The sequence below is a fragment of the Brenneria populi genome, from assembly GCF_036016195.1.
GTDB classification, from domain to species: domain Bacteria; phylum Pseudomonadota; class Gammaproteobacteria; order Enterobacterales; family Enterobacteriaceae; genus Brenneria; species Brenneria populi.
In genome coordinates, this window is sequence record NZ_JAYWTM010000020.1 from 13,620 (window position 1) to 29,462 (window position 15,843).

At 55.3% G+C, this 15,843-nt stretch carries 15 protein-coding genes and 1 tRNA gene; 9 read left to right on the forward strand and 7 right to left on the reverse strand.

Features of this window, described 5'->3' with window-relative positions:
* Nucleotides 1-56 precede the first annotated feature (56 nt).
* Both idnO and VSX58_RS16655 read left to right on the forward strand, forming a co-directional pair.
* Complete coding sequence (idnO, locus tag VSX58_RS16650) at nt 57-821, forward strand: gluconate 5-dehydrogenase (RefSeq protein WP_327619062.1); 765 nt, start codon at nt 57-59, stop codon at nt 819-821.
* Nucleotides 822-853: 32 nt separating this feature from the next.
* Entirely contained in the window at nt 854-1,390 is a 537-nt protein-coding gene (locus VSX58_RS16655) for a gluconokinase (protein ID WP_327619063.1), read from the forward strand.
* 117 nt (nt 1,391-1,507) lie between these two features.
* Here the strand turns inward: VSX58_RS16655 and VSX58_RS16660 are convergent, their stop codons facing one another.
* The 3 genes from VSX58_RS16660 to trmB form a co-directional block, all read right to left on the reverse strand.
* The gene (locus VSX58_RS16660; protein WP_327619064.1) at nt 1,508-2,221 is read right to left on the reverse strand and encodes a YggN family protein; all 714 of its coding nucleotides are present in this window, start codon (nt 2,219-2,221) and stop codon (nt 1,508-1,510) included.
* A gap of 100 nt (nt 2,222-2,321) precedes the next feature.
* Entirely contained in the window at nt 2,322-2,666 is a 345-nt protein-coding gene (locus VSX58_RS16665) for a YggL family protein (protein WP_327619065.1), read from the reverse strand.
* Complete coding sequence (trmB, locus tag VSX58_RS16670) at nt 2,666-3,385, reverse strand: tRNA (guanosine(46)-N7)-methyltransferase TrmB (protein WP_327619066.1); 720 nt, start codon at nt 3,383-3,385, stop codon at nt 2,666-2,668. The genes VSX58_RS16665 and trmB overlap by 1 nt, the downstream gene beginning before the upstream one ends.
* A gap of 164 nt (nt 3,386-3,549) precedes the next feature.
* On the opposite strand from trmB, the gene mutY reads away from it, so the two are divergent.
* The 5 genes from mutY to ansP all read left to right on the forward strand — a co-directional run bounded on the left by mutY (nt 3,550) and on the right by ansP (nt 8,533).
* Nucleotides 3,550-4,656 (forward strand): A/G-specific adenine glycosylase, encoded by a 1,107-nt coding sequence (gene mutY, locus VSX58_RS16675; protein WP_327619067.1) that lies wholly within the window; start codon nt 3,550-3,552, stop codon nt 4,654-4,656.
* Nucleotides 4,653-4,925, forward strand: coding sequence for an oxidative damage protection protein (locus tag VSX58_RS16680; RefSeq protein WP_327619068.1), 273 nt, complete (start codon nt 4,653-4,655; stop codon nt 4,923-4,925). Before mutY ends, VSX58_RS16680 begins: the two co-directional genes overlap by 4 nt.
* Nucleotides 4,926-4,978: 53 nt before the next feature.
* The gene (gene mltC, locus VSX58_RS16685) at nt 4,979-6,052 is read left to right on the forward strand and encodes a membrane-bound lytic murein transglycosylase MltC (RefSeq protein ID WP_327619069.1); all 1,074 of its coding nucleotides are present in this window, start codon (nt 4,979-4,981) and stop codon (nt 6,050-6,052) included.
* Between the two features lie 250 nt (nt 6,053-6,302).
* Nucleotides 6,303-6,713 carry a DUF2628 domain-containing protein gene (locus tag VSX58_RS16690; protein ID WP_327619070.1) on the forward strand — a complete coding sequence of 137 codons (411 nt, stop codon included), beginning with the start codon at nt 6,303-6,305 and terminating at the stop codon, nt 6,711-6,713.
* Between the two features lie 356 nt (nt 6,714-7,069).
* Nucleotides 7,070-8,533, forward strand: coding sequence for an L-asparagine permease (ansP, locus tag VSX58_RS16695; RefSeq protein ID WP_327619071.1), 1,464 nt, complete (start codon nt 7,070-7,072; stop codon nt 8,531-8,533).
* Nucleotides 8,534-8,590: 57 nt separating this feature from the next.
* Here ansP and VSX58_RS16700 read toward each other — a convergent pair whose 3' ends face one another.
* A complete protein-coding gene (locus VSX58_RS16700) occupies nt 8,591-10,753 on the reverse strand; it encodes an ornithine decarboxylase (protein WP_327619072.1) in 2,163 nt (720 codons plus the stop codon).
* A 656-nt stretch (nt 10,754-11,409) separates the two neighbouring features.
* Here VSX58_RS16700 and VSX58_RS16705 point away from each other — a divergent pair.
* A tRNA-Phe gene (locus tag VSX58_RS16705) sits at nt 11,410-11,485 on the forward strand.
* A gap of 163 nt (nt 11,486-11,648) precedes the next feature.
* Entirely contained in the window at nt 11,649-12,908 is a 1,260-nt protein-coding gene (locus VSX58_RS16710; protein WP_327619073.1) for a tyrosine-type recombinase/integrase, read from the forward strand.
* A gap of 295 nt (nt 12,909-13,203) precedes the next feature.
* Here VSX58_RS16710 and VSX58_RS16715 read toward each other — a convergent pair whose 3' ends face one another.
* The 3 genes from VSX58_RS16715 to VSX58_RS16725 form a co-directional block, all read right to left on the reverse strand.
* A complete protein-coding gene (locus tag VSX58_RS16715) occupies nt 13,204-14,085 on the reverse strand; it encodes an integrase domain-containing protein (RefSeq protein ID WP_327619074.1) in 882 nt (293 codons plus the stop codon).
* Between the two features lie 776 nt (nt 14,086-14,861).
* On the reverse strand, nt 14,862-15,083 hold the full coding sequence (locus VSX58_RS16720) for a helix-turn-helix domain-containing protein (RefSeq protein ID WP_327619075.1): 222 nt from the start codon (nt 15,081-15,083) through the stop codon (nt 14,862-14,864).
* Nucleotides 15,080-15,541 (reverse strand): hypothetical protein, encoded by a 462-nt coding sequence (locus VSX58_RS16725; RefSeq protein ID WP_327619076.1) that lies wholly within the window; start codon nt 15,539-15,541, stop codon nt 15,080-15,082. Before VSX58_RS16725 ends, VSX58_RS16720 begins: the two co-directional genes overlap by 4 nt.
* Nucleotides 15,542-15,843 lie beyond the last annotated feature (302 nt).

Consider the following 15,843-nt stretch of genomic DNA (forward strand, 5'->3'; position numbering starts at 1 on the left):
TTTCTCATCATTTTAATAGAGCATGCGATTCTATTTATTTATCGGGAAAGTACGCAATGAAAGATCTTTTTTCGTTAGAAAATAAAAAAGTCCTTATCACCGGTTCGGCGCAAGGCATTGGTTTTCTGTTGGCGCAAGGATTAGCCGAACAGGGAGCCGAGATTGTTATCAATGATATTACCGACGAACGCGCCCAACATGCCGCCGGTCAATTACGCGATGGCGGATTTACGGCCTATGCCTGCGCATTTGATGTCACGAACGGTCCGGCCGTTAATAGCGCCATTGCCGAAATTGAAAAAAATATCGGCGAGATCGATGTATTAATTAATAATGCCGGCATTCAGCGCCGCCACCCCTTTACCGAGTTTCCGGAAAATGAATGGGATGCGGTGATCGACGTTAACCAAAAATCCGTATTCCTGGTTTCTCAGGCCGTATCCCGTTTTATGGTCAAACGGCTACGCGGCAAAATTATTAATATCTGCTCCATGCAGAGCGAGCTAGGACGGGACACCATCACCCCATACGCGGCGTCGAAGGGCGCGGTAAAAATGCTGACGCGCGGAATGTGCGTCGAGCTGGCGCGTTATAACATTCAGGTGAATGGCATCGCGCCCGGTTATTTCAAAACCGAGATGACCAAAGCGCTGGTTGAGGATGAAGCCTTTACCCAATGGCTGTGCAAACGTACGCCCGCCGCCCGCTGGGGCAATCCGGAAGAGCTGATCGGCGCGGCGGTCTACCTCTCCTCCCGGGCGTCCGATTTCGTAAACGGCCACTTGCTGTTTGTTGATGGCGGTATGTTGGTGGCGGTTTAACCGCTCGACTCGCGCTATATAAAGGAGCGTTTATGGCAGGAAAATGCGTGGTAATCATGGGCGTGTCCGGCACGGGAAAGTCGAGCGTGGGCGCGCGGCTGGCGCAGCGGCTGCACGCCAAATTCATCGACGGCGACGATCTTCATCCGCGTCGCAATATTGTCAAAATGTCCCAGGGGCAGGCGCTGAATGACGACGATCGCGAACCCTGGCTTGAACGGTTGAACGACGTCATCTTCAGCCTACAGCAAAAGAATGAGACGGGTCTTCTGGTCTGCTCATCATTAAAAAAACGCTATCGAGATCGGCTGAGGGAGAGTAATCACGGCATCACCTTTCTTTGGCTAACCGGGGATTACGCGCTGGTGTTAGAGCGTATGCGGCGGCGTAAAGGCCATTTCATGCCGGAAAGTTTGCTCAAAAGCCAGTTTATGGCGCTGGAAGCTCCGCAAGAGAATGAAGCGGATGTGGTGGCGATTGATATCGACGCGCCGATGGAGGATGTCGTGCAGCGCTGTCTGAATGCGCTGACGCCTGAACGGATATCCATCGCCAGCCCGACGCCGTAACAGGCCGAAACCGGGCGCCGCCCGGTTGAGTTTGCTGACCAAGCCTGACAAGCGGCGCCAGGGGACGATAGGTTTGTCAACCGTCCGGGGTTTTCGGTCGATTTTTTGCCGGCGCGCTTATTTAAGCGACCCCAATAGCTCTTTACGCTGATTTTCCAGCGACGTCACCCGGTCGCAGACTTCGCGGCCAAACCCCTGAAACGCCATTTCCTGATTGTTCCATTCGGTCTGAATCGCTTTCTGCAGCCCGCCGAGATTGCCCATCATCGCCTGTAGCGGATTGCCGCCGTTCGACATTTGCTTCACGCCCATTTCGTTCAGGCTGTCTTGCAATACGCCGCCCATACTCTGCTCGACGATCTGCCTGCCGTCCTGCTCAACCTGTTTAATCGCCTGGTGGTGGAAAGCCAGGCCATCGCCGCGGTGTTCAATAATGCGGTTCATCTGCTGCTTCATCTGGCCGTCCAGCGTGGTCAGCCGGTTGCGCACGTTGCTGCCGCTGCCCAGCTCCTGCACTATCACTTTGTCCAGCGCCGCGCGCGCTTTTTCCAGATGCTGCCGCGCGCCCCGATCGATCCAGGGCAGCTGCTGACGGATATCTTCCTGATAGGCTTTGGCGCGCTGGCGCTGCCCGTCGCTAAGCGTCAGCGGCGCGCCGTTGCGCATCATGTCGCCCTGCGGGGATATTTGTAAATTACCGCTGGCGCCGATAACCTGTACCTGTTGCGGACTGATAACGATATCGTCCTGCGGATTAACATTACACTGGTATGCGGCCTGAGCCTGCCAGGTCGACAGCATCAATAAACCCAGAGTCATTTTACGCAGCATATTTTCTCCTGAGGGAAACAGCGGGGGAAAGGATGAACGCGCCGGCCGTTACGGGCGAAAACGGCTGGATAACGGCGCGCCACCCGGCCGGGCCAAAAATCTAGAGCAGTTCCTCGGGTAAATCCCACCAGATATCGAACAGCTCGCTGACCTTAACATCCGTCAGGCTTTGACTTTCCAGCCAATGGCCGATCAGCAAACGGTGCTCGTCCGTGCAGTGGCCGGTTTTCTGCAGGCAGACCAGCCCCTGCCATTGCAGATAGCCGCTGCCTTCAAACGCCAGGCCGTTGGGCTCAATCACATCATCAACGAATTTATCCATCATCCGATCGATATCTTCAACGCCGGTTCCTTCGGGAAAGCGCCAGCTCACGGAAAAACCCAGTTCCTGAAACTCATCAATGTGCAGTTTTTTACGTAAACGACGGCTACGAGCCTGTGCCATTATTTTATCCTCTCAAACATCAAATCCCACACGCCATGCCCTAAACGCTGGCCGCGAGCTTCAAATTTCGTCAGCGGGCGTGATTCCGGCCGCGCGACATAGTCATTATTAGCGGAAAGATTGCGATACCCGGCGACGGAGCCCATCACTTCGAGCATATGCTGCGCATAAGGTTCCCAATCCGTCGCCATGTGAAAAACGCCGCCGATGTTTAATTTGCGCAACACCAGCTCAGCGAAGGGCGCCTGCACGATGCGGCGTTTGTTATGCCGGGCCTTATGCCACGGATCGGGGAAGAACAGCTGCACCATCGACAGCGCCCCGTCGGGGATCATGGTTTCCAGCACTTCCACCGCGTCATGGCACATGACGCGCAGGTTGCCGACCTCGGCCTCATGCGCTGCGGAAAGGCAAGCGCCGACGCCCGGCAGGTGAACTTCAATCCCGAGGAAATTCTGCTCCGGATGCTGCGACGCCATGGTCACCAGCGAAGCGCCCATCCCGAAACCGATCTCCAGCACCACCGGCGCATCGCGGCCAAATAGCGCGGCGAACGCCAGCGGTTCTCCCTGAAACTCCACGCCCATCACCGGCCAATAGTTATCCAGCGCCTGCTGCTGCCCGTTGGTCAAACGCCCCTGACGACGAACAAAACTGCGTATGCGACGCAGCGGGCGTCCGTTTTCATCAAATTCCGGTGAGATGACGTTGTTAATCATAAAAGGTGCTTTCCGCCCGTCCGATTTCATAAAGGAAACGCGCATTATGCAAGGATACTGTGGTTTAGCAAGAGCGCCGCCTCGGAAAGTTCCGGTTTACAGCACATTCACTCTGTGCTGGAATCGCTGTCAGACTTTTTACCTGCCGGATAGTGATCCCTTTTATGATGCAAGCGCAACAGTTCGCGCACCAGGTGCTGAACTGGTACCAACGCTATGGCCGAAAAACCCTGCCCTGGCAGCTTGAGAAAACGCCTTATCAGGTATGGCTCTCCGAAGTGATGCTGCAACAGACCCAGGTCGCCACGGTCATTCCTTATTTTCAACGCTTTATAGCGCGCTTTCCGGATGTGAAGGCGCTGGCCGCCGCCCCGCTGGACGAAGTGCTGCACCTGTGGACCGGGCTGGGCTACTACGCCCGCGCCCGTAATCTGCACAAGGCCGCGCAAACCATCGTCGCCCGCCACGGCGGCGTTTTCCCCGCCACGTTCGACGAAATCGCCGACCTGCCGGGCGTCGGACGCTCTACCGCCGGCGCCATACTGTCGCTCTCTCTGGGGCAGCGCTACCCCATTCTCGACGGCAACGTAAAGCGCGTGCTGGCGCGCTGCTACGCGGTCGACGGCTGGCCGGGCAAAAAAGAGGTGGAGAAAAAGCTATGGGCGTTAAGCGACGCGACGACGCCGGCCGAAGGCGTCGGTCAGTTCAATCAGGCGATGATGGATCTGGGGGCGATGGTCTGTACCCGCAGCCGTCCCAAGTGCGAGCTCTGCCCGCTGAATAACGGCTGCATCGCCTACGCCAATCACAGCTGGCCGCAATACCCCGGCAAGAAACCCAAACAGACGCTGCCGGAAAAGACCGGCTGGTTTCTGCTGCTGCAGCAGGGGTCGACGGTGTGGCTACAGCAGCGGCCCGCCGTTGGCCTATGGGGCGGATTGTTTTGCTTTCCGCAGTTCAACCGGCGCGACGAATTGGAACTCTGGCTGCGGCAGCGTGGTCTGAACGCTGATGGGCTGCAACAGCTGGTCGCTTTCCGACATACGTTCAGCCATTTTCATTTGGATATCGTGCCGCTATGGCTGAATATTTCGGCGCAGGATATCCCGCAGCCGGGCTCCTGCATGGATGATGGCCCGGGTCTCTGGTATAACTTAGCGCAGCCGCCTTCCGTCGGGCTGGCCGCCCCGGTTGAACGCCTGCTGCGCGCATTGGCTCAACCGCTACCGATACTACCGAATGCCTGCAAAATTAATGAGGAAGAAACATGAGCAGAACCATTTTTTGTACTTTTTTACAGCGCGAATCCGAAGGCCAGGACTTTCAGCTCTATCCGGGCGATTTGGGCAAACGTATCTATAACGAGATCTCAAAAGAGGCCTGGGCGCAGTGGCAAACCAAGCAAACCATGCTGATCAACGAAAAAAAATTGAACATGATGAACCTTGAAGACCGCAAACTGCTGGAACAGGAGATGATCAAGTTTCTGTTCGAAGGTAAGGACGTGCACGTTGAAGGCTATACGCCTCCGAGTCATTGATACTGTCGGGCCGGATGGCCCTTTTGCGCCCTTATTCCGACACGGCTTTTTATATGAAGAAAATTTTAGCTCTGCTGATCGTCGCACCGTTATTGGTCTCCTGCTCGGGAAGCAAAAGCCCGGCCTATAATGAAGAGTTCGTCAAGGATACCAACGCCTTCGATATCTTGATGGGGCAATTCGCCAATAACATCGAGAATATCTGGGGGATGAATGAAGTCCTGATTGCCGGGCCGAAAGACTACGTAAAATATACCGATCAATATCAGACCCGCAGTCACATCAACTTTGACGCCGGCACCATCACCGTGGAGACCATCTCGGCGACCAACTCCGTAGCCAGCCTGCGTCAGGCCATCATCACCACCCTGCTGATGGGCGATGACGCCAGCAACACCGACCTGTACTCGGATGCCAACGACATTCAGATCAGCCGCGAGCCGATGCTGTACGGCCAGGTGCTGGACAACACCGGCCAGCCGATCCGCTGGGAAGGGCGCGCCGCCAACTTCGCCGATTATCTGCTGCAGAACCGCCTGCAAAAACGCACCTCGGGGCTGCACGTCATCTGGTCGATCACCATCCAGCTCGTGCCGAATCATCTGGATAAGCGCGCGCACAAATACCTGCCGTTGGTGCGTAAAGCCGCGGAGCGCTACGGCGTCGAAGAGTCGCTGATCCTCGCCATCATGCAGACCGAATCCAGCTTCAACCCGTATGCCGTCAGCCATGCCGACGCGCTGGGATTGATGCAGGTGGTCCAGCACAGCGCCGGCCGCGACGTATTCAAAATGAAAGGGAAATGGGGACAGCCAAGCCGCAGCTACCTGTTCGATCCAGAGAATAATATCGATGCGGGCACCGCCTATCTGTCGATCCTGAAAAACAGCTATCTGGCCGGCATCGAGAACCCGACGTCGCGCCGCTATGCCGTCATCACCGCCTACAACGGCGGCGCAGGCAGCGTGCTGCGGGTCTTCTCCAGCGATAGGGATCGCGCGGTCAATATTATCAACAACATGTCGCCGGGCGAGGTGTATGATACGCTGACTACCAAACATCCATCGAGCGAGTCGCGGCGTTATCTGTACAAAGTCAATACCGCGCAAAAGAACTACCGCCGTTAGTCATTGCCGTCCGGGCCGCCGGCATTGATAGCCGGCGGCCCGGACGGCATAAAAACGACATGACCGCATCACTACGGCCCTTCGTGCGCGTTGGCTGCGCCGACCAATAATATGCATTCAACTTATTCTATTCACTAAATATTTTATGCTGCGGCTCATCGGTATCTTATAGAAAAATAACCTATCTGATAGTAGGATTGCTTCGCAATTATTATACCAATCCGAAAACCCAATAATGGAAGGGATCATCATGAAAGCAACGGAAACAGGTAAATATGCGGAGAAGTGGCAAATCCGTTTCAACTTTTTTGCACAGCACGGCGCACCGAAAACCCAGGAATTCCGCATAGCGCTCAAGAAAGAAAAATTCTTCCGCCGGATACTGATTAATATGAATTATTATGCTTTTTTCTTCGGTTGCATCTATTTTTTCATCATCGGAGTTTGGAGAAAGAATCTCTCCCTGATAGCGCTGACGGTGGCGATTGGCGTTATTCAAATTATTGTGGAAAAAATTATCGGCATGTCGTTACCTAACGCTGTGGAACTGCCTATTAATATCTTAATCGCGATGATGTGGGGAACAACCGCAAATTACGCTTATTACCTCAAAGAGATGAAAGGCGGCAAAAGCTGGAATCCATTTGAAGGCATACTATAAACGTTAGAAACCATAAGACCGCTTACGGCGAATATGCCGACGGTGAGCAATAGCATCTCGTACCGATAAGATAAAAAGTAAGGCGATTCATTTTGCTTCACGCTATTGAGTACGCCGAATGGCGTACTTCTCTTCGCACCAACCGCGTCAGTCTTCATCCCGCCGGGATGCATTTTTGCTACGGATGCCGAGAAAGGGTAGTATGACGCCATTTTTTAATGCCGCCACCGATTAGAACCTATCCCGTCAGGGCTATTTCACTTGCCGTCCCGGCCCCGGGTAGCCATATAAAAAAATAATAAATTCAATATGTTGTTAAATTATACATGAGTAACCGACAGGCATACAGGTAAGTAATGACGCAAAGCAAAACAACCAATAATGAACATGATGCAAACCAAAAACGACGTTGGCTTGACTCACACGAAACGGGTTATAACAAAGGGCTGGGCAATCGCCACGTGCAGATGATCGCGATTGGCGGCGCCATTGGTACAGGGCTGTTTCTCGGCGCGGGCGCTCGCCTGCAAATTGCGGGGCCGGCGCTGGCGCTGGTCTATCTGATCTGCGGCATATTCTCTTTTCTTATTCTGCGCGCAATGGGCGAACTTATCGTTCATCGCCCGACCAGCGGCAGTTTTGTTTCTTATGCGCGGGAATTTTTGGGGGAAAAGGCCTCCTACGTGGCGGGCTGGATGTATTTTCTCAACTGGGCGATGACCGGCATTGTCGATATCACCGCGGTCGCGCTTTACATGCACTACTGGGGCGCTTTCGCCGACGTGCCGCAGTGGGCATTCGCGCTTGGCGCCCTGTCGCTCGTCACGTTGATGAATCTGATCGGGGTAAAATGGTTTGCCGAAATGGAGTTCTGGTTCGCCCTGATTAAGGTGGCGGCCATCTCGCTGTTTCTCATTGTCGGAACGATATACCTCGGCACAGGCGCGCCGCTGGACGGTAACCCGACGGGCTTCCACCTGATCACCGACAACGGCGGACTGTTTCCGCACGGCCTCCTGCCGGCGCTGGTGCTGATCCAGGGGGTAATCTTCGCCTTCGCCGGCGTTGAAATGCTCGGCATCACCGCCGGCGAGTGCAAGAACCCGGAAAAAATCCTGCCGAAAGCCGTTAATAGCGTGATCTGGCGTATCGGCCTGTTTTACGTCGGTTCGATCATTCTGTTGGTGTGCCTGCTGCCGTGGAATGCCTACCAGGCCGGACAAAGTCCCTTTGTCACCTTCTTTAGTAAACTCGGCGTGCCGTACATCGACAGCATAATCAACATTGTGGTGCTGTCCGCCGCGCTTTCCAGCCTTAACTCCGGTCTGTACTGCACCGGGCGTATCCTTCGCTCTCTCTCGCAGGGCGGTTCCGCGCCGCTCTTTCTGTCGAAGGTGAGCCGCCAGTCGGTGCCCTACGCCGGCATCCTGGTGACGGTGAGCATTCATATTATCGGCGTATTTCTTAACTACATCGTGCCGGCGCAGGTGTTTGAGATTGTACTGAACGTCGCCTCGCTGGGCATTCTCTCCTCCTGGGGATTTATCATCGTGTGCCAGATGAAGCTGCGTATAGCGATCCGCCAGGGCAAAGCCAAACCGGTCTCCTTTAAAATGCCCGGCGCGCCGGTCACCTCCTGGCTGACGCTGGCGTTTCTGCTGGGCGTGCTGGTGCTGATGGCGTTTGACTACCCGAACGGCACCTGGACCATCGCCTCCATTCCCGTTTTGGGACTGATGCTGGTCGCCGGGTGGCTAGGACTGAATAAGTATAAAACGGCCCGGCGCGCGGAAGAGCCGCGCCAAGAACCGGCGGCGTGACCAGCCGCGAGGGAGATCGGGCCGCGGTTAACGGGCCCGATACGGGACGGCGCGCGGTTAGGCGGACGGCGCGATGGCGTAGCCATAAAGACGTTTGCCGCCGTCTTCCTCAGCCACGCTGTAAACGCCTTGCAGTTCGGGGGAGAATCCCGGCAGCAGATTGATCCCGGCCTCCAAAGCCAGAAAATAACGCTGCACCGCCCCGCCCCATACCTCTCCCGGCACCACGCACAACACGCCCGGAGGGTAAGGCAAGGCGCCTTCCGCCGCGATACGGCCCGCGATTTGCGCTATCGGCACCAGTTCGATATTCCCGCGCACGAATTCTCTGTTGGCATCCTGCGGCAGCATCGCCGCCGGCGGAAAATCGCTTTTACGGAACATCGCTTTTTGCAGATCTTTCACATTGTGGCTGGCATAGAAGTCATGCATCTCCTGACACAGCTGGCGCAGACGGTAGCCGCGATAGCGCTCTTTGTACTTCTGATACAGGTTCGGCAGCACTTCGCTCAGCGGCGCATCGCGGGCGATCAGCGTTTCAAAATGGACCAGCGCATTAACCAGTTCCTGCATTTTGACGCCGTCTTCGGCCGGCGTTAACAGGAACAGGATCGAGTTCAAATCGCACTTTTCGGGAATAATGCCGTGCTCGCGCAGGTAGTTGGCCAGAATCGTCGCGGGAACGCCGAAATCGGTGTATTCACCGCTGACCGCGTCGATCCCCGGCGTGGTTAGCAGTAATTTACAGGGATCGATAAAATATTGATCCGGCGCATAACCGTCAAACGAGTGCCATTTCTCACCCGGCTCGAAATTAAAGAATCGCACGTCATGAGCAATAACTTCCGTGTCGTGATCCTGCCAGGGGATGCCCGCCACCGTCGGCGGCACAAACGGCTGAATCAAATCGCAACGCGTCAGCAGTTGCTTACGCGCCTCGATGCCGAGCTTCACGCACTCCAGCCATAGCCGACGCCCGCCGGCGCCCTCATGCATTTTTGCGTTCACGTCCAGGGCGGCGAACAGCGGATAGAACGGGCTGGTGGAGGCGTGCAGCATAAAGGCGTTATTCAACTGCTTATGGTTGCAGAAACGGCGCTGACCTTTGATATGGTTATCTTTCTTATGGATCTGCGACGTCTGGGAGAACCCGGCCTGCTGCTTATGCACCGATTGAGTGACGAAGATGCCGGGATCGTTTTCATTCAGTTCCAGCAACAGCGGCGAACACTGCTCCATCATCGGAATAAACTGTTCGTATCCCACCCAGGCGGAATCAAACAGAATGTAGTCGCATAGGTGGCCGATGCTATCGACCACCTGGCGCGCGTTATAAATCGTCCCGTCGTAGGTGCCAAGCTGAATGACCGCCAAACGAAACGGACGCCGTTCGTTAGCCCGTTCCGGCGCCACTTCGCTCACCAGGCTGCGCAGATAAGTTTCATCAAAACAGCGGGCGTCAATCCCGCCGATAAACCCAAACGGATTGCGCGCGGTTTCCATATAGATGGGCGTCGCGCCGGCCTGGATCAGCGCACCATGATGGTTGGATTTATGATTGTTGCGGTCAAACAGCACCAGATCGCCGCGCGCCAACAGCGCATTCGTCACCACCTTGTTCGCTGAGGAGGTGCCGTTCAACACGAAATAGGTTTTATCCGCGTTAAACACGCGCGCGGCGTGCTTCTGCGCCTTCTTTGCCGCCCCTTCGTGAATCAGCAGGTCGCCCAGCTTAACGTCGGCGTTGCAGATGTCCGAACGAAAAATATTTTCACCGTAAAATTCAAAAAATTGACGTCCTGCCGGGTGCTTGCGAAAAAATTGCCCCCCCTGATGCCCGGGACAGGCGAACGTGGTATTTTTCATTTTGACGTACTTGACCAGCGTATCGAAAAACGGCGGCAGCAGCGCATCTTGATAAGCCTTAGCCGCACGTTCCAGTACGCCCGCGTGCTCGCCCTCTTCGTCCAGCGGCAGCCACTCGCTGCCCGCCGGCAGCAAAATATCCGACTCCCTCTCTTCATCCGGTTGCTCGACGAAGGCCGGAATAGTAAAACCCGTGTGCTGCAAGACCGACAAAATTCCGCTGCGCGCCTCCTCGATGGAGACAACGACCGCGGCCACATCGGTAAAATCAGTCTGACCTAGCGCAACAATTTCTCGTGCAGTGATTAAACGGGCGGCGACCGCCGCATTAGCCGCAATTTTTAACTGTTTCATTTAACCAAACCCAAACGGTTAAGGATGAGTGTACGTGCCCGGAAGACACGGCGCAGGGATAACAATCCCGACCAATTACAATGTCGATCAATAACGACAAGCGCATGACTCCTACAGTAATTACTGTAGGCTAAGAATGGACGAACCGAGGCCGGCGCTATCCGATAGACATCAGTAAAATCAGAGCGGAACTCTATTTTTAATCATGCCTAACAGCGGGCGGATAGACGCCTTACCGCATAGTGGCGGAGGATAATCGACGAGACGGGAAAAGGCGGCTGAAACGGGAAACATGCAATGCCATCATCAAAGATCCGGCGCAAGCATTTCGCACCATAAGCAATGAATCCGACATATCAGCAGCCCTCTTTAGCCACGGGTGAACAAAGCGCGCAAGCAAACGGAAAGTTAAAAACCGCGCAATATTGGCACTATTTTCCGCCAAATTCAAGAAACGGGCGGCTCTCGCTGCGTATCTGCCCGCAGAAACCTAGCTCGCGTCGGCATAACGGAAGGAAAACAGCGCGCGCCGATTAACGCAGGCTGAAAGATACCCGCCGCGCAGGGCGCCATTGCCTGAAAATAGAGCAGCCGCACGGGTTTATGACAGAAACCCGTTGACGCCGCGCGGGCAATACGGTTTAATGCGCCCCGTTGCCCGGATAGCTCAGTCGGTAGAGCAGAGGATTGAAAATCCTCGTGTCCTTGGTTCGATTCCGAGTCCGGGCACCAAAATTTAGTTTCAGGATGTCCTTATGCGTCCGGGAACGTTGAAAAATCAGTAAGTTGATAAGAATCTGGAGTACCAATAGGTACTACCAGATTTTTTGACATCCGTAGTTTTTGGGGGCTTAATTGGGGGCCTGTCGGTTCGATAAACTACGGAGCCCCCACCATGCCTCTGACTGATACCGCCATCCGCAACGCCAAGCCGCTCGATAAACCTTACAAACTCAGCGACGCGCAGGGCTTATACCTGCTGATCAAACCCAACGGTTCCAAGCTCTGGCATCTTAAGTACCGCTTCGGCGGCAAGGAGAAGAAGCTGGCGTTTGGCGCTTACCCCACCGTCACGCTGGCAAATGCCCGTAAACTACGTGAGGAAGCCCGTGCGGTACTCAACACAGGCGACGATCCCGGCGTAAAAAAGCAGCAGGAGAAACATTCGCGCAAAAGCGGCAATACCTTTGAAGAGATCGCCCGTAAGTGGGTAGCGGGTAATATCCGCTGGACTGAAGCCCATGCCGCCAAAGCCCTGCGCTCGCTGGAACTGCACGTTTTTCCGCTGATCGGCAAATTTCCCGTTGCCGACCTGAAAACCGCCGATTTGCTGATCCCGCTGCGGATGGCGGAAAGAAAAGGCAATCTGGAAACCGCCGCACGAATACAGCAGCGCACCACGGCGATCATGCGCTATGCAGTGCAGGAGGGACTGATTGCCAGCAACCCTGCCAACGATCTGGCCGGAGCCATTGCGCCGCCGCCAAAAAACCACTACCCCGCCCTGCCGCTGGAGAAGCTGCCGGAGGTGCAGGAACGGATCGAAGGCTATTCCGGGAGATTACTAACCTGTCTGGCGGTGCAGCTTAACCTGCTGATCTTTATTCGCTCCAGCGAGCTACGCTTTGCCCGCTGGACGGAGATCGATCTGGATGGCGCAATGTGGACCATCCCCGCGCAACGTGAACCCATTCCGGGCGTGCGTTATTCAGAGCGCGGCGCGAAGATGAAAACACCGCATCTGGTGCCGCTGTCAACACAGACGGTAACTGTACTGAAGCAGCTAAAACTGCTGTCCGGTAGCAGTGAGTTGCTGTTTCCCGGCGACCACGACCCGCGCAAACCGATGAGCGAAAACACCATCAACAAGGCGCTGCGCACGATGGGCTATGACACGCAGGTGGACGTTTGCGGTCATGGTTTCCGTACGATGGCCTGTAGCGCGTTGATTGAATCAGGCCGCTGGTCAAAAGATGCAGTGGAGCGGCAGATGAGCCATCAAGAGCGTAACCACGTTCGCGCCGCCTATATCCACAAGGCGGAGCACCTCGACGAACGCACGCAGATGATGCAATGGTGGTCGGACTATCTCGATGCCTGCCGGCAGAAATTCATCCCGGCTTACCGTTTTGAGAGGCATATTCAGGTTGCCTGAACCCGCGACTGATTGACGCCGAAAAGCAGATCTCTGCGCCAGCGGATCTGCTTTTTTATTAGCACCAACACTGGGGCCTATCACAGCCCTCATTCACTGACGCCGGTAAAATCGCAGGGCTGCACCAGATTCCCCGTCGAACGAACATCGAACTGCGCCAATCACGGCCTTTTCAGCCCTTTGGCCCTTTCCGGTTTGGCGCTGTTACCCTTAGCATCCTTTACCCTTTAGCCCTTTTTCCTTTTGGCTGACGCAATGATCGAACATTCATCAACGGCTGCACCAGCACGGAAACTCACTCCTCTCCCCGCCGTCCGTAAACCTGCGCCACATAACGCCCACGCCCGTCGCCGTGGCCTAAATCCATCGCGACCAATGCCAGAGCCTCTTTTTCACTGAATCTCTGCGCCAGGTAATGGCGAATGGCATCCTTCGCCCAGGCGTAGCGCAATGAATGCGGGGAATATGCGCCGGTCAAGCCGATACGCGAAGCCTGACCGTGCCAGTACTTCATCGCGCTTTTCAGATCGGGTTTATCAATCAGCCTGCCGTTGCGTTGTTCCGCCACAGCTAACGCATTTTCCAGCGCTTTTCTGACTGCGCCAACATCCAGAATTATTGTCTCGCGGGACCGTCCGCCTTTGGTGCCGAAAACGATGGTCAGCCGGGTTTCATCACGCTCCAGCGCCTGTTTCCACGTCCTAAGCGATTGCGCGCACTGCACTGCTTCCTGCGAGCGTAATCCCATCAACCTTGAAAGCTCCAGCGCTGCCGCCATTCCGGCGTCTTTTGCGCGAGCGGTTTCTAGCACCTGCCGATAATGCTCCTTCGTAATGGCCTGCCGGGTGCCGTTGCGGGATGCGCCGGATAAGCCGAGCGATTTATTGGACAGCCGTTCACTGGTGGCCAATCGATCACGCCCTGCTTGCTTCAGCAGACAGCGGAGCGCTGCCATTTCGTTTTGCAGACTGCGTTTCGTTATGTTCTGCGCCAGCCGTTCACGGACGTAACTCTCAATATGCCGCGCTTTCAGTTGCTCCACCCGCCGGATCTGCACATTTTGTGCCAGTAAGCGCTTACAAAATCGCTGCGCCAGCGCCATACGGTCATGAACGGTTTTATGACTGCCGCCCGCCTGCCGCGCCAGCGTTTTCATTTCCTGCTCCAGAATGCCCATATTCTCTTTCCCTTTTTCATGATTGCCGCAAAATCCAAAACAGATACAACCTTCCCCAGCGCATAGGCCGATAGCCCCTGATTTTTTGTCGGGGCTGCGAACGATACCTGAGCGCCGGGGCGGCAGCCGTTGAGGTGTAGTGGGGCTTCGGTTGTGCTCTCTGAGCAGCCGCCCGCTTGCGCGGGTTATCCCCCGGATCGTCCTGATCCCCCTCCGGTATCGGTTCAAGTTCTCCTGTGAGTGAAAGTGGGTTGAATTTAAGGTGTCAGAATCTCTCCATGCGTTGGCGCAGTTGAATTGTCTGGTGCAGTCAAAAGGCGCTGGTGCGTCACTTTCCCGCTTTGCGCGGTTAAAGTGACGCACTGGACTGGCGCAGTGATTGAGAATTGAAATGCTGGTGCAAGATAGCGGTCACGCGGCAGCAAAGCCTTACGGCAATGCAGGCCGTTGCCCGTCACGTTTATAGGCTGGTGCAGAAGTGAAGGATGACCTTAACCGTCTGTTAGACGGTCCGGCAGTTTGCAAAGGTAGCCGCCGGTAAGGGATTGACCATCCTGATTCATCAGGCGCTTCTCTCAGGTCATAAAGCATTTTGTGCAGGTGCAAACTTACACCCGTGGCAACAAGGCAGAAAGGGGAAACTGTTTTTTGCTTTTATAGAGTTGTTTGTTGATTTTTTCGTCATTTTATGAATGACAAGCTGCCGCGCTTCGCTTGCCTTCTCCCGTCCCGTTATCCGCGTTCGCCGATAACGGGACGGGAGAGATTGTTTTACTTTAGTGCACCTCTGGCTTGCGGTAACGGGAAGGCCAGATTTCCGCAGGCGCAACACCCAACGCTTCCGCAATCAGCCGTTCTCCCTTGGGCCAGTGTTTTGTCAGCGCATTCGCCAGCGTGGAAGAGGCCAGCCCCGCGTTACGCGAAACCGCTGCCATCGACGTTCCGCGCTTTTTCAGCGCCGCAATAATATCGGCGGGATGCCAGTCCTGTTGGTTCATGCGACCACCTCATCAATGCATTTCACGCCGTCAGCAGTGCGTATCCAGCGCGGAGCTTTCAATTCAGCGGCAAAGTAATCAACCAGTTCCGCCAGGAGCCAGCGCAACTGTTCTTCCGCTTGTGGCGGAAACATCCGGCAAAGCAGAAGTTGAGTCAGGGTAAAACAGTAATCGCAAAGCGTATCCGCATCAGGGGCAAAACGAGGAGAGTTTGTGGGCAAGGTATCAACGGTCAGACTGTCTATCAGGTGAGGCGGAATGGGATCGCATAGGCCCGGTTTCAGCAGCGCAAGACCGGCGGCAAGCCGACCGCAGAGGGCCATCTTCAGTACAGGATCGTAGCATTCCGCCTGAGTATCTGCGCACTTTTCACAATGGTCGGCCAGTACGATGAAATCCGTGGCGGCGCTGAAAGGAACGGTAAGTAACGGATGAGTTTGATCGAGGGTTGTAGCCATAAGGCAGCCTCCAGTATGTGATGTTTAAACCACCACCGAAGAGACCAATCTTACGGGTGGTGGACTGAACGGAGTTGGTCTTACCGGCCATACTGGAACCGGCGCACCTTGCGGTGCCCCCGCCCAGCCCACCATAATTCGGCATAGCTAAGCATTACGACATAAAAAAAGACGCAAGGCGCGTCATATGTCGCCAGTATGGTATTCGGGAGACCAATCCCGGCACCTGATTTTGCAGGTGCCTATAAAAGATACCGCGATTGATTCGCGGCGGCAAGGAGTATCCTTGTTTCGGCAGGCTG

What these genes read in the sequence shown, in the direction of transcription:
- ansP (WP_327619071.1), top strand. Translation starts at nt 7,070, where the DNA reads ATGACGCAAAGCAAAACAACCAATAATGAACATGATGCAAACCAAAAA.
- trmB (WP_327619066.1), bottom strand. Translation starts at nt 3,385, where the DNA reads ATGATTAACAACGTCATCTCACCGGAATTTGATGAAAACGGACGCCCG.
- VSX58_RS16680 (WP_327619068.1), top strand. Translation starts at nt 4,653, where the DNA reads ATGAGCAGAACCATTTTTTGTACTTTTTTACAGCGCGAATCCGAAGGC.
- VSX58_RS16715 (WP_327619074.1), bottom strand. Translation starts at nt 14,085, where the DNA reads ATGGGCATTCTGGAGCAGGAAATGAAAACGCTGGCGCGGCAGGCGGGC.
- mutY (WP_327619067.1), top strand. Translation starts at nt 3,550, where the DNA reads ATGATGCAAGCGCAACAGTTCGCGCACCAGGTGCTGAACTGGTACCAA.
- VSX58_RS16660 (WP_327619064.1), bottom strand. Translation starts at nt 2,221, where the DNA reads ATGCTGCGTAAAATGACTCTGGGTTTATTGATGCTGTCGACCTGGCAG.
- idnO (WP_327619062.1), top strand. Translation starts at nt 57, where the DNA reads ATGAAAGATCTTTTTTCGTTAGAAAATAAAAAAGTCCTTATCACCGGT.
- VSX58_RS16700 (WP_327619072.1), bottom strand. Translation starts at nt 10,753, where the DNA reads ATGAAACAGTTAAAAATTGCGGCTAATGCGGCGGTCGCCGCCCGTTTA.
- VSX58_RS16655 (WP_327619063.1), top strand. Translation starts at nt 854, where the DNA reads ATGGCAGGAAAATGCGTGGTAATCATGGGCGTGTCCGGCACGGGAAAG.
- mltC (WP_327619069.1), top strand. Translation starts at nt 4,979, where the DNA reads ATGAAGAAAATTTTAGCTCTGCTGATCGTCGCACCGTTATTGGTCTCC.
- VSX58_RS16720 (WP_327619075.1), bottom strand. Translation starts at nt 15,083, where the DNA reads ATGAACCAACAGGACTGGCATCCCGCCGATATTATTGCGGCGCTGAAA.
- VSX58_RS16725 (WP_327619076.1), bottom strand. Translation starts at nt 15,541, where the DNA reads ATGGCTACAACCCTCGATCAAACTCATCCGTTACTTACCGTTCCTTTC.
- VSX58_RS16710 (WP_327619073.1), top strand. Translation starts at nt 11,649, where the DNA reads ATGCCTCTGACTGATACCGCCATCCGCAACGCCAAGCCGCTCGATAAA.
- VSX58_RS16690 (WP_327619070.1), top strand. Translation starts at nt 6,303, where the DNA reads ATGAAAGCAACGGAAACAGGTAAATATGCGGAGAAGTGGCAAATCCGT.
- VSX58_RS16665 (WP_327619065.1), bottom strand. Translation starts at nt 2,666, where the DNA reads ATGGCACAGGCTCGTAGCCGTCGTTTACGTAAAAAACTGCACATTGAT.